This window comes from Pseudomonas donghuensis (assembly GCF_000696345.2).
Lineage (GTDB): Bacteria > Pseudomonadota > Gammaproteobacteria > Pseudomonadales > Pseudomonadaceae > Aquipseudomonas > Aquipseudomonas donghuensis.
In genome coordinates, this window is record NZ_CP071706.1 from 5,074,746 (window position 1) to 5,093,284 (window position 18,539).

Sequence of the window (18,539 nt, forward strand, 5' to 3'; positions counted from 1 at the left end):
CTTGTGTGGACAGATCCGCCCACAGTAAATCAACGATCCGTTCGACGGCGCAAGGAAGCCTTGCCGCAAACAAAAATGCCGATGCCGCAGGGTAGCGAGCATCGGCATTGAGGCACTGCGACGGCGATCAGAGCTTGATCTTGGCCTCGTGCGCCTGCTGGTCGGCATGGTACGAAGAACGCACCAGCGGGCCGGAGGCGACGTTCTTGAAGCCCATCTTGTAGCCTTCTTCGGCGAACCAGGCGAAGGTGTCCGGGTGCACGAAACGCTGCACCGGCAAGTGGCTGCGCGACGGCTGCAGGTACTGGCCGAGGGTCAGCATGTCGATGTTGTGCTCGCGCATGCGATGCATCACTTCGATCACTTCTTCGTCGGTTTCGCCCAGGCCCAGCATCAGGCCGGACTTGGTCGGTACGTGCGGCACCAATTCCTTGAACTTCTGCAGCAGGGTCAGCGACCACTGGTAGTCCGAACCCGGGCGCGCCGCCTTGTACAGGCGCGGCACGGTTTCCAGGTTGTGGTTGAACACATCCGGTGGCGTCTCGGCGGTGATCGCCAGGGCGACGTCCATGCGCCCGCGGTAGTCCGGCACCAGGGTTTCGAGCTGGACGCCCGGCGACAGCGCGCGAATCTCGCGGATGCAGTCGGCAAAGTGCTGGGCGCCGCCGTCACGCAGGTCGTCGCGGTCCACCGAGGTGATCACCACGTACTTCAGGCGCAGGTCGGCGATGGCCACGGCGAGGTTCTTCGGCTCGTCGACGTCCAGTGGCTTTGGCCGGCCATGGCCGACGTCGCAGAACGGGCAACGACGGGTGCAGATGTCACCCATGATCATGAAGGTGGCGGTACCGCCGGAGAAGCATTCGCCCAGGTTCGGGCAGGAAGCTTCTTCACAGACGCTGTGCAGCTTGTGCTTGCGCAGCAGTTGCTTGATGCGGTCGACTTCCGGCGAAACCGGGATACGCACGCGAATCCAGTCAGGCTTTTTTGGCAGCTCGTCGGTGGGGATGATCTTTACCGGGATACGCGCGACTTTTTCCGCGCCACGCAGTTTGACACCCGCCTCGACCTTCGGCCGTGGCGCTGGCGTCACGCTTTGCACTGGTTCTTGCACAACAGTAGTCATATTCAGAAGATTCCGCCCGTAAGGGTCGCCTGCTCAGCATAGTCGAGGTGCTTGACCAGCTGCCCGCGCAGCCTTGCCCTTACCTCAGAGAGTTCGATCGAGCCTGCCTGATCGCGCAGCTGGGTCATGGCCAGCCCCGCATACCCGCAGGGGTTAATCCGGCGGAATGGCGCAAGGTCCATGTCCACGTTCAGAGCAAGGCCGTGAAACGAACAGCCATTGCGAATCCGCAGGCCGAGCGAGGCGATCTTCGCCCCGTCGACATAGACGCCCGGCGCATCGGCCTTGGCCGCCGCCTCGACGTTGTAACTGGCCAGCAACTCGATCAGGCAGCGTTCGATGCGGCTGACCAGATCGCGCACGCCAAACCCAAGGCGGCGCACATCCAGCAACAGATAGGCCACCAGCTGGCCCGGGCCGTGATAGGTCACCTGGCCACCGCGATCGGTCTGCACCACCGGGATGTCACCCGGCACCAGCAGATGCTCGGCCTTGCCGGCCTGGCCCTGGGTGAACACCGCCGGGTGTTCAACCAGCCATACCTCATCCGCCGTGCCCGGGCCGCGCTGGTCGGTAAACCGGCGCATGGCCTCGAGCACCGGCTCGTAGGGCAGCAGGCCAAGGTCGCGAAAGCCGAGGCAATCGGGCATCAGAGCACCATTTTCACGATACCGGTCGCGCGCAGGGCGCTGTTGATGTTGTGCAGTTGGTCTTCACTGGTCGCCACGATGTGCAGCTGCACCGTGGTGTACTTGCCTTCCTTGCTCTGACGCTCAGCCAGGGTCTTGAGATCGACCTCGGCGTACTTCTTGAGGATCTCGATCACCGTGTCCTTGAAATGGACCACGGTGTCACCGATGACCTTGATCGGGTAATCGGCGCAGGGGAATTCGATTTTGTGCGACTTGACGTCTTCGCTCATGGCAATAACGGCCTCGTAGCCGTGGCAACAACAACGCCCCCGCGTGAGTGGGCGGGGGCGTGGCAGGTCACGATATCAGTTGAACAACCCGTAGAAGAATAGCCGAATGCTATCCCACACACGACGGAAGAAACCACCTTCCTCAACGCCATCCAGCGCGATCAGGTCGGCACTGTGGACAACCTTGTCATCCAGTTTGACTTCCACTTTACCGATCACGTCACCTTTGTTGATCGGAGCGATCAATTGCGGGTTCATGGTCATGCTTGCGGCCAGCTTTTTCAATTGGCCTTTAGGCAAAGTCATGCTCAGGTCCTGGGCAAGACCGGCTTTGACCTGATTGGTCGCACCCTTCCATACCGGCGCCTGGGCCAGTTCCGTACCCTTCTGGTAGAAGGTCTGGGTTTCGAAGAAGCGGAAGCCATAGGTCAGCAGCTTCTGGGTTTCGGCCGCACGCGATTGCTCGCTGTTGGTACCGAAGACCACGGCGATCAGGCGCATGCCGTCACGGACCGCCGAAGACACCATGCAGTAGCCGGCTTCGTCGGTGTGGCCGGTTTTCAGGCCGTCGACAGTCTTGTCGCGCCACAGCAACAGGTTGCGGTTAGGCTGCTTGATGTTGTTCCAGAAGAACTCCTTCTGCGAGTAGATCGCATAGTGAGCCGGGTCTTCGTGGATAATCGCGCGTGCCAGTACCGCCATGTCGTGGGCCGACGAGTAGTGCTCGGGGTTCGGCAGGCCGGTCGGGTTCATGAAGTGACTGTTGCTCATGCCAAGATCGCTGGCAGTCTTGTTCATCATGTCGGCGAAAGCGTCTTCGCTGCCGGCGATGTGCTCGGCCAGGGCGACGCTGGCGTCGTTACCCGACTGGATGATGATGCCGTGCAGCAGGTCGCTGACGCTGACCTGGGTACCGACCTTGATGAACATCCGCGAACCACCGGTGCGCCAGGCGTTTTCGCTGACGGTGACCGGATCGTTCTCGCCGATCTGCCCACGACGGATATCCAGGGTCGCGATGTAGGCGGTCATCAGCTTGGTCAGGCTCGCCGGAGGCAGACGCTGGTCACCATTGTTCTCGACCAGGATGTTGCCACTGGAGGCTTCCATGAGCACGTAGGACTTGGCAGCCAGTTGCGGCGGCGACGGCATCATCTGCTCTGCCGCGAAGGCGGCAGGGGCAATCATCAGCGGTACAAGCAGGCAAAGGCGTTTGGCAAAGCTGGTTATGTTCATCCGTCTCTCGAAATGGCTAATGGGCTCATGCCCTCATGGGCAAAACGTTTACAGGCACATGGCCTGACGGGCAAAACCGCCATTGTACATGGCGGCTGCGCCCGGCTGCATGACAAACCGATCAGTCCCCCCGATCAGTCTGCCGTGACGACTTTGGGCTGCCCCAGGTTGGCCAGACGCACGCTGTCCTGCATCTGCTGGGCTTCACCCTGGCTGTTGATCGGCCCCAGGCGGACCCGGTGCAGGGTCTGCTGGTTACGCACGATCGAACTGATGAAGACCGGCGCGCTGACCATGCTGCTGAGCTTGGAGCGCAGCAGTTCGGCGGCGTCCGGGTTGGCAAAGGCGCCGACCTGCAAGTAAAGACCATTGCCGGCCATGCTGTTGTTGCTGGCAACCTGCAGCGGCACGACCGCGGCGGCATGCTGCTGCGGTGGCGGCGTCCATTGTTCGACCGTGCCGGTGCTGGCCGGCATGGCCTGGGTCTGGGCCACTTGCGGCTGGTCGAGAACCATCGGCGCCGGCTGGCCACGCTGGGCCCACCATTGTTTCGGGTCGATACCCTCGACGCGCACCCGCGCGGTACCGGTTTCGGCATAGCCGAGCTTCTTCGCCGCCGCGTACGACAGGTCGATGATACGGTCGGAATAGAACGGCCCGCGGTCGTTGACCCGCAGGATCACGCTGCGCTGGTTGTCGAGGTTGGTGACCTTGACGTAGGCCGGCAGCGGCAGGGTCTTGTGCGCCGCGCTCATGCCGTAGAGGTCATAGACCTCGCCGTTGGCGGTGTTCTGGCCATGGAACTTGGTGCCATACCACGACGCCGTGCCCTCGGCGCGGTAGTTGCGCGAGTCGGGGATCGGGAAGTAGGTCTTGCCCAGCACGGTGTAGGGGTTGGCCTTGTAGTTACCGGTGTGCACGGTCGGGGTCGCGTCCGGGATCTTCGAGACGTCGACATCCCACCAGGGTGCACCATCCTTGTGGGCCCGGTTGATGTCCAGGCCAGGCTTGGCCCGCACCACATTGGTATTGCCCTGGGTAGAAGTGCTTGGGCGGCTGCTCGAACAGCTCACCAGCACCAGGCCCAGGGCCGCGCAACCGAGCAGTTTCAGCGATGTAGCGGAGAACATTACGCGCATTACTTGGCGCCCCGTGCTTGAACCAGCAGGTCCGAGAGCTGATGCACTGCCATGGCATACATCACGCTGCGGTTATAGCGAGTGATCGCGTAGAAGTTTTTCAGGCCCAGCCAGTATTCCGGGCCATTGTCGCCTTCGAGCCGGAAGGCGGTGACCGGCAGATCATCGCGCAGCGCATCATGACTCGACCAGCCCAGTGCCCGCAACTCCCCGACCGTCTTGACCGCGTCGATGCCCGGGCTCAGGCCCTCGTCGACGCGCTCGCCACGCACCGTGGCACGGCTGACCACCTGCTCGCCGGCCACCCAGCCGTGGCGCTTGAAGTAGCTGGCCACGCTGCCGATGGCATCGTCCGGGTTGTTCCAGATATTGATGTGGCCGTCGCCGTCAAAGTCCACGGCGTAAGCGCGAAAACTGCTCGGCATGAACTGCGGCAGGCCCATGGCCCCGGCGTAGGAACCTTTGAGGGTCAGCGGGTCGACCTGCTCTTCGCGGGCCAGCAACAGGTACTCGCGCAGCTCCTTGCGGAAGAACTCGGCGCGCGGCGGGTAGTCGAAGCCCAGGGTCGACAGCGCGTCGATCACCCGGTAGTTGCCGGTGTTGCGGCCAAAGAAGGTCTCGACGCCGATGATCGAAACGATCACCTGGGCTGGCACGCCGTATTCCTGCTCGGCACGGGCCAGGGTGGCCTCGTGCTGGCGCCAGAAGTCGACGCCGCGGGCGACCCGGGCGTCCGTGAGGAACATCGGGCGATAGTCTTTCCAGGGTTTTACCCGCTCGGCCGGGCGCGAGATCGCGTCAAGGATCGACTGCTTGCGCTGAACCTCGCGAAACACCCCCATCAGCTGCTCACCGGCAAAACCGTAGTCGCGGGTCATTTCGCCGACGAACTCGGCCACCTGGGGCGAGCCATCGTAGTCGCCGGCACAAGCGCCTTGCGCTGCGCCGAACAAACCCAGAAAGCCGACCCAAGGCGCACAGCGAGCCGCCCAGCCACGCATTGCTTGCATGTAATTCTTCACCTTATTCAAACCTGCGCAATCCATTTGCGATGCGTATGGATCGACATTAAAACCCCAAACGCTGACAGCAGCGTCACCAACGAAGTTCCGCCATAGCTAATGAAGGGCAGCGGCACACCTACTACCGGCAACAAGCCGCTGACCATACCGATATTGACGAACACATAAACAAAGAAGGTCATGGTCAGGCTGCCAGCCAGCAGCTTGCCGTAGAGCGTCTGGGCCTGGGCGGTAATCACCAGGCCGCGGCCGATCAGCAGCAGGTAGATCAGCAACAGTGCGCAAATGCCGACCAGGCCGAACTCCTCGCCGAGCACGGCGATGATGAAGTCGGTATGGCTTTCCGGGAGAAAATCCAGGTGCGACTGGGTGCCCAGCAGCCAGCCCTTGCCGAACACGCCGCCCGAACCGATCGCCGCTTTCGACTGGATGATGTTCCAGCCGGTGCCCAGCGGGTCACTTTCCGGGTCGAGGAAGGTCAGTACCCGCTGCTTCTGGTAGTCGTGCATGACGAAGAACCACATGGCCACCGCCACCGGCACCGCCGCCGCCACCACGCTGAGGATCCAACGCCAGCGCAGGCCGCCCATGAACAGCACGAAGGCGCCGGAGGCCAGGATCAACAAGGCGGTGCCCAGGTCCGGCTGGCGCACGATAAGGATGAACGGCACGCCAATCAGGATCAGGCTGATCATCACGTGCTTGAGGTGCGGCGGCAGCGAGCGCTTGGCCAGGTACCAGGCGATGGTCGCCGGCATGATGATCTTCATGAACTCCGAGGGCTGGAAGCGGATCACCCCGGGGATGTTGATCCAGCGAGTGGCCCCCATGGCGTTGTGGCCCATGACGTCAACCACCACCAGCAGGATCACCCCGACCACATAGGCCAGAGGCACCCAGCGGGCCATGAAGCGTGGCTCGAGCTGGGCAATCACGAACATCGACACCAGACCGATGCCGAAGGAGCTGGCCTGCTTGAGCAACAGGTCCCAGTTTTTGCCGCTGGCCGAATAGAGGACGAACAGGCTGCCGGCCGCCAGGGTCAGCAGCAGGATCAGCAACGGCCCGTCGATATGGATGCGCTGCAGGAAACTGGCGCGGCGCCGCATCACATCCTCGCTGGAGAGCATGCGATCGAAGTTACTCATCACGGGGCAGGCTCCTGGGCAACGGTGGGGTTGGTGAATTCAGGCTTGAGGCGGCCGTCCGGGCCAAGCAGCCAGGCGTCCATCACCTGGCGCACCACCGGCGCGGCGACGCCGGAGCCGGACTCGCCGTTCTCGACCATCACCGAGACCACGATCTTCGGGTTGTCGGCCGGCGCGAAGCCAACGAACAGGGCGTGGTCGCGGTGGCGCTCTTGCAGCTTGTTGCGGTCGTACTTCTCACCCTGCTTGATCGCTACCACCTGAGCGGTACCACTCTTGCCGGCAATCCGGTACTGAGCGCCGACCGAGGCCTTGCGCGCGGTACCCCGGGCACCGTGCATCACCTGCTCCATGCCGTGGGTGACCTTGTTCCAGTCCGACTTGTCGCGCAGGACGATGTCGTCCATGGGGTTTTCGTCCACCGGCGGCAGGCCCTCGATGGTCTTGGCCAGGTGCGGGCGGTTCCACTTGCCCTTGCTGGCGATCAGCGCGGTGGCCTGGGCCAGTTGCAACGGCGTGGTCTGCATGTAGCCCTGGCCGATCCCGAGAATCAGGGTTTCCCCCGGGAACCAGGCCTGCTTGCGGGTGGCACGCTTCCATTCCCGCGACGGCATCAGCCCCGGCGACTCTTCGAACATGTCCAGCGAGACCTTCTGGCCGATGCCGAAGCGGTTCATGTAGGACGACAGTTTGTCGATGCCCATCTTGTGCGCCAGGTCGTAGAAGTAGGTGTCGTTGGAACGCATGATCGCCGTGTCCAGGTCCACCCAGCCATCACCGCTGCGGTTCCAGTTGCGGTACTTGTGGTCGTAATTGGGCAGTTGATAATAGCCCGGATCGAACACCCGACTCGATGCGGTGACCACGCCACTGTCCAGGCCGGCAATCGCCACCGCCGGCTTGATCGTCGAGCCTGGCGGATACAAGCCGCGCAACACGCGGTTGAACAGCGGCCGGTCGATCGAGTCGCGCAGCTCGGCGTAGGCCTTGAAGCTGATGCCGGTGACGAACAGGTTGGGGTCGAAGCTCGGCTGGCTGACCATCGCCAGCACTTCGCCGGTGTTCGGATCGAGGGCGACAATAGCGCCGCGACGCCCGCCCAAAGCAGCCTCGGCGGCCTCTTGCAGCTTGATGTCGAGGCTCAGGACGATGTCCTTGCCGGGGATCGGGTCCGTACGCTTGAGCACCCGCAACACGCGGCCCCGGGCGTTGGTCTCGACCTCTTCGTACCCCACCTGGCCGTGCAGTTCCGGCTCGTAGAAGCGCTCGATGCCGGTCTTGCCGATATGGTGGGTGCCGCTGTAGTTCACCGGGTCGAGGGTTTTCAGCTCTTTCTCGTTGATCCGCCCGACATAGCCGACCGAATGCGCGAAATGCGCACCCTGCGGGTAATGGCGCACCAACTGGGCAACCACTTCCACACCCGGCAGCCGGAACTGGTTCACCGCGATACGGGCGATCTGCTCCTCGGTCAGCTCGAACAGGATCGGCACCGGCTCGAACGGCCTACGCCCCTGGCGCATGCGCTTTTCGAACAGGGTGCGGTCATCCGGGGTCAGTTCCAGCACCTCGACGATCACGTCGAGCACCTGCTGCCAGTCGCCGGAGCGCTCGCGGGTCATGCTCAGGCTGAAACTTGGCCGGTTGTCGGCGACGATCACCCCGTTACGGTCGAAAATCAGCCCGCGAGTCGGCGGAATCGGCTGCACATGCACCCGGTTGTTTTCCGACAGGGTCGAGTGATAGTCGTACTGGATCACCTGCAGGTAATACAGGCGGGCAATCAACACGCAGATCAGCAGGACGATCGCCACTGCACCGACCACGACGCGGCTACGCACCAGGCGGGCGTCTTTCTCGTGATCCTTGAGGCGAATCGGCTGCGACATTGAAAGGGCTTAAGGCTTATTTATGGTAGGGATGCCCGGACAATACGGTCCAGGCGCGGTACAGCTGTTCGCCGATCAGTATCCTTACCAACGGGTGGGGCAGTGTCAGCGGCGACAGCGACCAGCGCTGCTCGGCCCGCGCACAGACTTCCGGCGCCAGCCCTTCGGGGCCGCCAACCATGAAGTTGACCGTACGCGAGTCCAGGCGCCAGCGGTCCAGCTCGACCGCCAGTTGCTCGGTACTCCAGGGCTTGCCATGGACCTCCAGGGTGACAATCCGTTCCCCTGGCTGGACCTTGGCGAGCATGGCCTCACCCTCCTGACGAATCAGACGGGCGACGTCGGCATTCTTGCCCCGGGTATTGAGCGGTATTTCCACCAGCTCCAGCGACAGCTCCGAGGGCAGGCGCTTGGCATATTCATGCCAACCGTCCTCGACCCACTTGGGCATGCGCGAGCCAACCGCGATCAGACGCAGACGCACGAGCGTTCCTTATTCCCGGTCTTTGAGCTTGTCTGAAAAGTCGTGGGTGTTTTCCGGGCTGTGGTGCTTGCCATCGGCGGCGCGGCTCTGCTCGGCGCCCAGCCACAGACGTTCGAGGTCGTAGAACTGACGGGCAGCGGCGGTCATCATGTGGACGATGACGTCGTTGAGGTCGAGCAGCACCCAGTCGCTGTCGCCCTTGCCTTCTTCGCCCAGAGGCTGCACGCCCTTGGCCTTGACCTGTTCGCGAACCTTTTCCAGCATCGCACTGATCTGGCGGTTGGAAGTACCGGTGGCGATGATCATGTAATCGGTCAGGCTGTGCTTTTCGCGCACGTCGATGACCTGGATGTCCTGGGCCTTGACGTCTTCCAGGGCGGACTTGGTCAGTTCGACCAGTTCTTCGGCGCTGACGGCGTTGTGTTTTTGCTTGGTCATATAAAACTCATTCAACTCAATAATGTAAGGCGCTTCTCAGCACCCTCAGTTCGGCGCACGGTAAAGGTTGTGCGCATCGATGTAGGCCAGTACTGCGTCCGGCACCAGAAACCGCACCGACTTGCCGCTGGCCAGCAGCTGTCGGATCTGCGTGGCAGACACCGCAAGCGGTGTCTGCCAGACGAATGCAATATTCCCGGCAGGCCCTTCCAGGGCCTGCGGATCACTGACCGAACGCGCTGCCAGCAAGTTGCGCAAGGCATCCGGCGGCTCGACGTCGGCATCCGGGCGTTGCAGCACCAGGATGTGACAGTGTTGCAGCAATTCTTCCCAACGGTGCCAACTGGGCAGGCCGCAGAACGCGTCCCAGCCCAGCAGCAGAAACAGTTGCTCCGAGGCGGCCATTTCGGCGCGCATCAGTTCCAGCGTTTCAATGGTGTACGACGGCTTGTCGCGGGCAAGCTCGCGGGCATCGACCGACAGCGTTGGCACGCCCTGAACAGCGCACTGGACCATCGCCAGACGGTCCTGTGCCGACACCTGCGGCGTGTCGCGGTGCGGCGGGCGGGCGTTGGGCATCAGCCGCAGCTCGTCCAGCGCCAGCACTTCGGCCACCTCCAGCGCACTGCGCAGGTGACCGATATGCACCGGGTCGAATGTCCCGCCGAGCACGCCGATGCGCCGGGCGGGCGACATCGTCATGAGGCGGGCGGGCGGCTTGCGCTCGGCCAAGTCAGAGCGACTCCTGTCCGCGCAACTGACCGTCGCCGATCACCACGTATTTCTCACAGGTCAGGCCTTCCAGGCCGACCGGGCCGCGGGCGTGCAGCTTGTCGGTGGAAATCCCGATCTCCGCGCCCAGGCCATACTCGAAACCGTCGGCAAAGCAGGTCGGTGTATTGATCATCACCGAGGACGAATCGACCTCGGCCATGAACTGGCGAGCCTGTGCCTGATGTTCGGTCACGATGGAATCGGTATGGTGCGAGCCATACCGGTTAATGTGTTCAATCGCCTGGTCCAGGCCGTCCACCACACGGATCGACAGAATGGCCGCGAGGTATTCGGTGCTCCAGTCCTGTTCCGTCGCCGGCACCGCCTCGATGATTTTCAGGGTACGCTCGCAACCGCGCAGTTCGACGCCTTTTTCCCGAAATTGGCGGGCCATTTCCGGCAAGAACTCCGCAGCTACCGACTGATCGACCAGCAGGGTTTCCATCGCCCCGCAGATGCCGTAACGGTAGGTCTTGGCGTTGAAGGCGATGCGCCGGGCCTTGTCCAGATCGGCATGCTCGGCCACGTAAACGTGGCAGATACCGTCCAGGTGCTTGATCACCGGCACCCGTGCGTCGCGGCTGATGCGCTCGATCAGACCCTTGCCACCACGAGGCACGATGACATCAACGAATTCCGGCATGCTGATCAGCGCGCCGACCGCTTCGCGATCAGTGGTTTCCACCACTTGCACCACCGCTGCCGGCAAGCCGGCCTCGGCCAGGCCGCGCTGGATGCAGGCGGCAATGGCGCGGTTGGAGTGGATGGCCTCGGAGCCGCCACGCAGGATGGTGGCGTTGCCCGACTTCAGGCACAGGCTGGCGGCGTCGATGGTCACGTTCGGCCGCGACTCGTAGATGATGCCGATCACCCCCAGCGGTACACGCATCTTGCCGACCTGGATACCCGACGGCCGGTAGCTCATGTCGCGGATCGCACCGACCGGGTCCGGCAGGCTGGCCACCTGACGCAGGCCGACGATCATGCTGTCGATGCGCGCCGGGGTCAGCGCCAGACGCTCGAGCATGGCCGGTTCCAGGCCATTGGCACGGCCAGCGGCCAGGTCCAGCTCATTGGCGGCGGTCAGCTCGGCGCGGGCAGCATCCAGGGCGTTGGCGGCAGCTTGCAGGGCGCGGTTCTTCTGCGCAGTGCTGGCACGGCCGATCACGCGGGAAGCCGCGCGGGCAGCGCGCCCCAGGCGGGTCATGTAGTCAAGAACGGACTCAGTCATGGGCTCAGTGGTCTTGGCGAAGGGGAAAATCGGATGATTATAGCTGTCGTGCGGCCCCACGCCCAGCGGTGACAGGCGGATGGTCGAAAAGAGTGCCGCGCCCACAGGATTGACGGTGCTCTCAGGGTTGTTGCAAGACGTGTGGGAGCTGGCTTGCCAGCGCTGAAGCCGCCCACAGACAGTTGCTCCAACAGTGCACTTCGGCCATTCAGGGTTGGTTAAGACAGAAATTGCTATCATCGCCCACCTGTCCACCCGCGAACCCGCCAACATGCCCGACTCCGCCCCCTGCCCGCTCCAGGCCCTGCCCGACAGTTTCTTCGATCGCGACGCCGAAGAACTGGCCAAGGCCCTGCTGGGCAAGGTCATCCGTCATCGCCACGGCCCGTACTGGCTGGCGGCACGGATCATCGAGACCGAGGCCTACTACCTCACCGACAAGGGCAGCCACGCCTCCCTCGGCTACACGGAAAAGCGCCGGGCGCTGTTCCTCGATGGCGGGCACATCTACATGTACTACGCCCGCGGCGGCGACTCGCTGAACTTCAGCGCCCACGGCCCGGGCAATGCGGTGCTGATCAAGTCGGCCTACCCCTTCGTCGACGCCCTTTCGGACGACAACAGCCTGGCGCAAATGCAACGCAACAACCCCGACGCCAACGGCCAGGCGCGCCCGCCCGAACGCTTGTGCGCCGGCCAGACCCTGCTGTGCAAAGCCCTGGGCCTGAAAGTGCCGCACTGGGACGGCAAACGCTTCGATGCCGAACAGCTGTTTGTCGAAGACTGCGGTATCAACGTGAAACAGATTATCCAGACCACCCGCTTGGGAATTCCCCACGGCCGCGATGAACACCTGCCCTACCGTTTCGTCGATGCCAGCTTCGCCCGCCATTGCACACGGAACCCGCTACGCCGGGGCCAAGTCGAAGGCCGGGACTACTTTTTACTGACACAAGGAAACTGACACGATGGGCCCATGGCTCGACAGCCTGACCACCTGGCTCAGCGCCAACCCGCAGTGGCTGGGTTTGGCCATTTTTCTGGTGGCCTGCGTGGAATGCCTGGCAATTGCCGGGATTATTGTCCCCGGCACCATCCTGCTGTTCGCCGTCGCCGTACTGGCCGGCAGCGGCGCCCTGAGCCTGGGCGAAACCCTGCTGCTGGGCTTTGCCGGCGGCCTGCTGGGTGATGCGATCTCCTACACCCTGGGCCGACGCTTTCACCAGAACATCCGCCGCTTGCCCCTGCTACGCCATCATCCGGAATGGATCGGCAGCGCCGAGACCTACTTCCAGCGCTACGGCATCGCCAGCCTGCTGGTGGGGCGCTTCATCGGCCCGCTGCGGCCGATGCTGCCCATGGTCGCCGGCATGTTCGACATGCCGCTGCCGCGCTTTATTGCGGTAAGCCTGATTGCCGGTGCCGGCTGGGCAGTGGCTTACCTGCTACCAGGCTGGGCTACTGGCGCGGCCATGCGCCTGCCATTGCCGGAAGGGTTCTGGCCGCAAGCCGGGGTTGTCGGCGGCGGCCTGGCAGTGTTGATCGGCCTGAGCATCAACAGCAGCCTGCGCAGCATGCGCCGCGGCACCCGGCTGATTGCCGGGATGAGCCTGCTGGCCCTGACCGGGCTGTTTTTCGGCTGGCCGTACCTGACCCAGTTCGACCAGGGCCTGATGACCCTGATCCAAGAAAACCGCAGTCGCGCCATCGACGGTACGGTGGTGCTGATCACCCGCCTCGGCGATTTCCGTACCCAGTTCTTCCTCGGCGGCCTGCTCACTGGCCTGTTGCTGCTGGCCCGCCAGTGGCGCCCGGCGATTTTCGCCGGCAGCACCCTGATCGGCACGGCCCTGGCCAACGGCAGCCTCAAATGGCTGTTTGCTCGGGCGCGCCCGCAAGTACTGACCGATCCGCTGACCACCTACAGCATGCCCAGCGGCCACAGCTCGGCGTCGTTTGCGTTCTTTCTGGTGCTGGCGGTACTGGCCGGACGCGGACAACCGCCGCGCATGCGCCTGACCTGGATCCTGCTGGGTTGCATCCCGGCGCTGTCGATCGCGCTGTCGCGGGTGTACCTGGGGGCGCACTGGCCGACCGACATCCTCGCCGGCGCCATGCTCGCCTGCTGCGTGTGCGCCACCAGCCTGACCCTGACCCAGAATCGCCAGCCGCTCACGGCCTTGCCGCTACGGGTGTGGTGGCTGATCCTGCCGGCCTGCGTCGCCCTGCTGGCGTTTTTCGCCTTGCACTCGCTGCCTCACGCCCTGCTGCGCTACCAGTACTGAGACTCAGGCAAACAGCTCGCCCTGCAGCCGATCGAGCAGCGCCTGGATAGCCTCCAGGCGCTTGCGCGGTGAGTCGAGGGCCAGCAAGTCGAGCTTGTCTTCTTCGACGAAAGGCAGCAAGTAGGCCAACTGATTGGCCAGCGCCTGCTGGCCGGTCACCGCTACCGGCATGCCCAAGGCCTCGACCATCGGGTGCTCACCCAGCGCCTGCAGCAGCGCCAGCAAGTCGTGATGGTCATCTTCCAGCGGCTCATCGGCAAGCTCCGGCAACCAGGACACATCGGCGACCAGCAACTGGTCTTTCTGCACCTCGAACGGCCCGACGCGAAAGCGCCGGGTGCCCTCGACACGAATCCCGAGCAGGCCGTTGTCCTGCTGCTGAAAGTCGCGAATCAGTGCCTCGCAGCCAATCTGCGAGAAGCCTGTTGGCGCAGCGCCGACCTGCTCGCCTTCAAGGAGGCATACCACGCCAAAACCACCGCCCTGCTTCATGATGCGGCCGATCATGTCCAGGTAGCGCGCCTCGAAGATCTGCAAATCGAGAAAGCAGCCAGGAAACAGCACGGTATTGAGCGGAAACAGGGGTAACGTCATTGCAATTCCTCAAGCAACCAGGCTGACCGCCAGGGGCAGGAACACCGCTGTGGCAACCCCCATCAGGCTCATCGCCAGGGCCGCGAAGGCCCCGCATTCTTCACTTTCCTGCAGCGCCACCGAGGTACCCACCGCATGCGCGGTGACGCCCAGGGCCATGCCACGCGCCTCCGGGCTGTGAACACCGCAACGCGAGAGCAGCGCGGGGCCGAAAATCGCCCCGATCACCCCGGTGATCAACACGAACACCGCCGCCAGCGCCGCCACGCCGCCAATCTGTTCAGCCACCAGCATGGCAATTGGCGAGGTCACCGACTTGGGCGCCATGGTCATCAGGATCATGTGTTCGGCGCCGAACCACCCGCCCAGCAACAGGCAGGCACCCGTGGCGAATACCCCTCCGATTACCAGCGTAGTAAAGGTCGGCCAGAACAGCTGGCGAATGCGCCGCAGATTAAGGTAGAGCGGCACCGCCAACGCCACGGTCGCCGGGCCCAGGAGGATATTCATGATCTCGGTGCTTTTACGGTACTCGCTGTAGGTCAGGCCACAAGTGAGCAGTACGCCAATCACCACCAGCATCGACACCAGCACCGGCTGCAGGAAGATCCAGCGGGTTTTCTCGTAGGCCGCCAGCACCAGTTGATAGGCACCCAGGGTAATGCCGATGCCGAACAGCGGATGGTGTATCACGGCATCGACAGCACCACTCCAGTCCAGGCTCATGGCTGTTCCTCCTGGTTGTCTTGACGGGCCATCAGCTTGTGCATCAACACGCCGACAAACACCAGGGTGAGCAGCGCCGACAGCACCAGCGCGCCGACGATGGCCCAGAAGTCCGCAGCAATGTCCGCGGCATAGACCATCACCCCCACCGCCGGCGGCACCAGCAACAGTGGCAGGTAACGCAGCAGGCTGTTGGCCGCCTCGCTCAGGGGCGCACCGACTTCACCTCGCAGCATCAGGTACACCAGCAGCAACAGCAGGCCAATGATCGGCCCCGGAAGGATCGGCACGAACAGGTGGTTGATCGCCGTCCCGAGCAACTGGAACAACACCAGCCAGGTCAAACCACGCAACAGCATAAGCATCTCCTTGAAGCCTGGCGGCCATTATAAGCACGCTAACGACCGGGCTATAAGCCGATCTTGGCCGACTTGACCATACCCGGCAGGCGTGCTGATCTTAGACTTTCGAATCTGCCGAAGTGATAAGAAAACCAAAGACAATCTGGAGAGTCACAATGCCCTATGTACCTGTTGCAGAGCTTTCGCAGTACGTTGGAAAGGAACTGGGATGTTCCGAATGGCTGACCATCGATCAACAGCGCATCAACCTCTTCGCCGAGGCAACCGGCGACTTTCAGTTCATCCATGTCGACCCGATCAAGGCGGCAAAAACGCCATTTGGCAGCACCATCGCTCACGGCTTTCTCACCCTGTCGCTGATCCCCAAGTTGATGGAGAACATCCTGGTCTTGCCTGAAGGCCTGAAGATGGTCGTCAACTATGGCCTGGACAGCGTGCGCTTCATCCAGCCGGTGAAGGTCGACAGCAAGGTGCGGCTCAAGGTCGACCTGGCCGACGCCACCGAGAAAAAACCCGGGCAATGGCTGCTCAAGGTCACCGCCACCCTGGAAATCGAAGGCCAGGAAAAACCCGCCTACATTGCCGAACCGCTGTCGCTCTGCTTCGTCTGAGCCTGGCACTGGGTGAAACCGTCCTCGCGACTGTTTCACCCGCCGCATTCTGCGGCATACTCGGGGCCTCACTCGTCCGGACCCCGCCATGCGCCCACTCGTTCCTCTTGCCCTGACCCTGCTACTGGCCGCTTGCGGTGACGGCGAACCGTTGTCGCCCCCTGATGCGCGCCTGCCCGATGGCGGCCGCTATCGTGGCGAAGTGGTCGACGGTCTGCTGCAAGGCGCCGGGCGCATCGACTACCCCAATGGCAGCTGGTACCAAGGCAACTTCCTCAACGGCCAGTGGCATGGCCAGGGTGAATGGCACGGTAGCAATGGCGAGGTTTACCGTGGCCAGTTCCAGCAGGGCCTGTTCCACGGCCTGGGCACCCTGAAGACGCCAGGCAGCAGCTACACCGGCGGCTTCAAGCTCGGCCGCCGCGACGGCGAAGGCACGCTGAAAGAGCCCGGCCTGCTTTACCGTGGCCAGTTCAAGGACGACCAGTACAACGGTGCCGGCCATCTCGAACTGGCTGACGGCAGCCAGTACCAGGGCCTGTTCGCCCGCGGCAAACCCAATGGCGAAGGCATCCGCAGCGATGCCAGCGGTAACCAGTTCAGCGGCCATTTCGTCAATGGCCAGCTCGAAGGCAGCGGCACCTTCAACAGCGCTGACGGCGATCAGTACATCGGCGCTTTTCATGACAATCGCCTGGAAGGCCGTGGCCGCTACGAAAACGCCGACGGTGACGTATGGATCGGCCAGTTCAAAGATGGCTCGCTCAGCGGCAAAGGCGAGCTGATCGGCAGCGACGACAGCCACTACAAGGGCAATTTTCGCGACTGGCGCTTTTCCGGTAACGGGCGCCTGCGACTGGCGGACGGCAGCGTGTATGTCGGCGGCTTCGAGAACGATACCTACCAGGGCAATGGCCGCCTGACCCTGGTCGATGGGCGCAGTGAAAGCGGCCTGTGGCTCAACGGCCAACGCGTGCGCGACGAGCATGGCAAGCTGCTGCCCGACCCACTGGAGCTGGCGCTGCTGAACCAGGGCAGCCTGCTCGACCAGGCCCTGGCGAAAGTACCGGCCTCGACCCCAGAAATCGAACTGTACAGCCTGACCCTCGGCGGCGATGGCAAGCAAAGCGTGTTCCTGCGCGAGGCCGACTACGTCAGCAACATGCTCAAGAGCCGCTTTGGCGCGATCGGCCAGGTCAGCCTGGTCAACCACCGCGACCACCTCGCTGACCGGCCCATGGCCACCCGCGAGAATCTCGCCCGCGCCGTGCGCACCCTGGCAGAACGCAGCGGGCCGGAAGACCTGGTGTTCATCTACCTGACCAGCCACGGCAGCCACGAACACGAGCTGGTACTCGACCAGCCGCGCCTGCAACTGGCCGACCTGCCCGCCGACGCCCTGGCCGCAACCCTGGCGCCGCTGAAAGACCGCGACAAAGTCATTGTCATCTCGGCCTGTTACTCGGGTGGGTATATCGCCCCGCTGAAGGACGAAAAAACCCTGATCATGACCGCCTCGCGCGCCGACCGCGTGTCGTTCGGCTGCTCGGAAGAGGCCGATTTCACGTATTTCGGTGACGCCCTGTTCGCCCAGGCCCTGAATCAGACCGATGATCTGCAGCAGGCCTTTGACCGGGCCAGGACCGCCGTTTCGGAACGCGAGTCGATCGAAGGCTTTGATGCCTCCGAGCCGCAGATCTGGGCCCCCAAGGCAGTCCTTGAACACTGGCAGCGACTGCGCCAGCAGCAAGCTCGCAAGGCGTTGCAAAGTGACGCGGGCATATCAGGCGAGCATGCAAAAAATGCGAGCAACCACTAAGCTGACTGTATCAAGGGAGAGACATCATGTACTTGACGCCTCAGCACATCCTGCTTGCCGGAGCCACCGGTCTTACCGGTGAACATTTACTTGATCGGCTGCTCAACGAGCCTACCGTCAGCCGCGTACTAGCCCCAACCCGTCGCCCTCTGGCCGAACACCCGCACCTGGAAAACCCGGTGGGTGATCCGGCGGTGTTCCTCCCTCAACTGGCGGGTCGCGTCGACATCGCCTTCTGCTGCCTGGGTACCACCATCAAGCAGGCCGGATCGGAACAGGCCTTTCGTGCGGTCGACCTGGACATGGTCGTCGCCTTCGGCAAACGCGCCCGGGAGATGGGCGCGCGGCATTTGCTGGTGGTCAGCGCCCTGGGCGCCGACCGCAGATCGCCGATCTTCTACAACCGGGTCAAAGGCGAAATGGAGGCCGCATTGAAGGCGCAGGACTGGCCGCAGTTGACCATTGCCCGACCGTCGCTGCTGCTGGGTGATCGCATCGAGCCGCGCCTGTCAGAAAGGTTGGCCGGGCCGCTGTCGAAGCTGATTCCAGGCAAGTACCGGGGCATCGAGGCCTGCCAACTGGCCAGGGCGCTGTGGCGTTTGGCGCTGGAAGAGCAGGACGGGATTCGGATTGTCGAGTCGGATGAATTGCGCCGGTTGGGCAAGTAGCAATCGCGGGGCAAGCCCGCTCACACAGTTGATCGCTGTAGGAGCGGGCTTGACCCGCGATGAGA

The 18,539-nt window shown here is 63.2% G+C and carries 20 protein-coding genes; 5 read left to right on the top strand and 15 right to left on the bottom strand.

Features of this window, described 5'->3' with window-relative positions; all coding sequences use genetic code 11:
• Window positions 1-127 precede the first annotated feature (127 nt).
• The 12 genes from lipA to BV82_RS23615 form a co-directional block, all read right to left on the bottom strand.
• Window positions 128-1,126 carry a lipoyl synthase gene (gene lipA / locus BV82_RS23560; protein WP_010222903.1) on the bottom strand — a complete coding sequence of 333 codons (999 nt, stop codon included), beginning with the start codon at window positions 1,124-1,126 and terminating at the stop codon, window positions 128-130.
• Between the two features lie 2 nt (window positions 1,127-1,128).
• Window positions 1,129-1,776, bottom strand: a complete 648-nt coding sequence (lipB, locus tag BV82_RS23565) for a lipoyl(octanoyl) transferase LipB (protein WP_010222902.1) — start codon at window positions 1,774-1,776, stop codon at window positions 1,129-1,131.
• A complete protein-coding gene (locus BV82_RS23570) occupies window positions 1,776-2,048 on the bottom strand; it encodes a DUF493 domain-containing protein (protein WP_010222901.1) in 273 nt (90 codons plus the stop codon). Before BV82_RS23570 ends, lipB begins: the two co-directional genes overlap by 1 nt.
• Before the next feature lie 75 nt (window positions 2,049-2,123).
• Entirely contained in the window at window positions 2,124-3,284 is a 1,161-nt protein-coding gene (locus BV82_RS23575; protein WP_010222900.1) for a D-alanyl-D-alanine carboxypeptidase family protein, read from the bottom strand.
• 134 nt (window positions 3,285-3,418) lie between these two features.
• Window positions 3,419-4,423 carry a septal ring lytic transglycosylase RlpA family protein gene (locus BV82_RS23580; protein ID WP_010222899.1) on the bottom strand — a complete coding sequence of 335 codons (1,005 nt, stop codon included), beginning with the start codon at window positions 4,421-4,423 and terminating at the stop codon, window positions 3,419-3,421.
• Complete coding sequence (gene mltB / locus BV82_RS23585; protein WP_010222898.1) at window positions 4,423-5,433, bottom strand: lytic murein transglycosylase B; 1,011 nt, start codon at window positions 5,431-5,433, stop codon at window positions 4,423-4,425. Before mltB ends, BV82_RS23580 begins: the two co-directional genes overlap by 1 nt.
• A gap of 17 nt (window positions 5,434-5,450) precedes the next feature.
• Entirely contained in the window at window positions 5,451-6,554 is a 1,104-nt protein-coding gene (gene rodA / locus BV82_RS23590) for a rod shape-determining protein RodA (protein ID WP_010222897.1), read from the bottom strand.
• A 38-nt stretch (window positions 6,555-6,592) separates the two neighbouring features.
• A complete protein-coding gene (mrdA, locus tag BV82_RS23595; RefSeq protein WP_036996975.1) occupies window positions 6,593-8,482 on the bottom strand; it encodes a penicillin-binding protein 2 in 1,890 nt (629 codons plus the stop codon).
• Window positions 8,483-8,498: 16 nt separating this feature from the next.
• Entirely contained in the window at window positions 8,499-8,966 is a 468-nt protein-coding gene (gene rlmH / locus BV82_RS23600) for a 23S rRNA (pseudouridine(1915)-N(3))-methyltransferase RlmH (protein ID WP_010222895.1), read from the bottom strand.
• Between the two features lie 9 nt (window positions 8,967-8,975).
• The gene (gene rsfS / locus BV82_RS23605) at window positions 8,976-9,404 is read right to left on the bottom strand and encodes a ribosome silencing factor (protein ID WP_010222894.1); all 429 of its coding nucleotides are present in this window, start codon (window positions 9,402-9,404) and stop codon (window positions 8,976-8,978) included.
• Between the two features lie 45 nt (window positions 9,405-9,449).
• On the bottom strand, window positions 9,450-10,106 hold the full coding sequence (gene nadD, locus BV82_RS23610; RefSeq protein WP_026001306.1) for a nicotinate-nucleotide adenylyltransferase: 657 nt from the start codon (window positions 10,104-10,106) through the stop codon (window positions 9,450-9,452).
• Window positions 10,107-10,137: 31 nt separating this feature from the next.
• On the bottom strand, window positions 10,138-11,409 hold the full coding sequence (locus tag BV82_RS23615; RefSeq protein WP_010222892.1) for a glutamate-5-semialdehyde dehydrogenase: 1,272 nt from the start codon (window positions 11,407-11,409) through the stop codon (window positions 10,138-10,140).
• A 271-nt stretch (window positions 11,410-11,680) separates the two neighbouring features.
• On the opposite strand from BV82_RS23615, the gene BV82_RS23620 reads away from it, so the two are divergent.
• Together BV82_RS23620 and BV82_RS23625 are read left to right on the top strand one after the other, a co-directional pair.
• The gene (locus tag BV82_RS23620) at window positions 11,681-12,373 is read left to right on the top strand and encodes a DNA-3-methyladenine glycosylase (RefSeq protein WP_026001305.1); all 693 of its coding nucleotides are present in this window, start codon (window positions 11,681-11,683) and stop codon (window positions 12,371-12,373) included.
• Between the two features lie 4 nt (window positions 12,374-12,377).
• Window positions 12,378-13,694: a bifunctional DedA family/phosphatase PAP2 family protein gene (locus tag BV82_RS23625; RefSeq protein WP_010222890.1), complete on the top strand. Its 1,317-nt coding sequence runs from the start codon at window positions 12,378-12,380 to the stop codon at window positions 13,692-13,694.
• Window positions 13,695-13,697: 3 nt separating this feature from the next.
• On the opposite strand, the gene BV82_RS23630 is transcribed toward BV82_RS23625, so the two are convergent.
• Genes BV82_RS23630 through BV82_RS23640 form a run of 3 tightly spaced genes read right to left on the bottom strand, consistent with a single transcriptional unit; the run spans window position 13,698 to window position 15,373 of the window.
• Entirely contained in the window at window positions 13,698-14,288 is a 591-nt protein-coding gene (locus BV82_RS23630; RefSeq protein ID WP_010222889.1) for an LON peptidase substrate-binding domain-containing protein, read from the bottom strand.
• Between the two features lie 9 nt (window positions 14,289-14,297).
• Window positions 14,298-15,014 (bottom strand): LrgB family protein, encoded by a 717-nt coding sequence (locus tag BV82_RS23635; RefSeq protein WP_010222888.1) that lies wholly within the window; start codon window positions 15,012-15,014, stop codon window positions 14,298-14,300.
• The gene (locus BV82_RS23640) at window positions 15,011-15,373 is read right to left on the bottom strand and encodes a CidA/LrgA family protein (protein ID WP_010222887.1); all 363 of its coding nucleotides are present in this window, start codon (window positions 15,371-15,373) and stop codon (window positions 15,011-15,013) included. The genes BV82_RS23635 and BV82_RS23640 overlap by 4 nt, the downstream gene beginning before the upstream one ends.
• A 158-nt stretch (window positions 15,374-15,531) precedes the next feature.
• Between BV82_RS23640 and BV82_RS23645 the strand changes: the two genes are divergently transcribed.
• The 3 genes from BV82_RS23645 (at window position 15,532) to BV82_RS23655 (ending at window position 18,474) form a co-directional block, all read left to right on the top strand.
• The gene (locus BV82_RS23645) at window positions 15,532-15,987 is read left to right on the top strand and encodes a MaoC family dehydratase (protein ID WP_010222886.1); all 456 of its coding nucleotides are present in this window, start codon (window positions 15,532-15,534) and stop codon (window positions 15,985-15,987) included.
• A gap of 88 nt (window positions 15,988-16,075) precedes the next feature.
• Window positions 16,076-17,806, top strand: coding sequence for a C13 family peptidase (locus BV82_RS23650; RefSeq protein WP_036996977.1), 1,731 nt, complete (start codon window positions 16,076-16,078; stop codon window positions 17,804-17,806).
• A 26-nt stretch (window positions 17,807-17,832) separates the two neighbouring features.
• Window positions 17,833-18,474 carry an oxidoreductase gene (locus tag BV82_RS23655; protein WP_010222884.1) on the top strand — a complete coding sequence of 214 codons (642 nt, stop codon included), beginning with the start codon at window positions 17,833-17,835 and terminating at the stop codon, window positions 18,472-18,474.
• The last annotated feature ends 65 nt before the right edge of the window (window positions 18,475-18,539 follow it).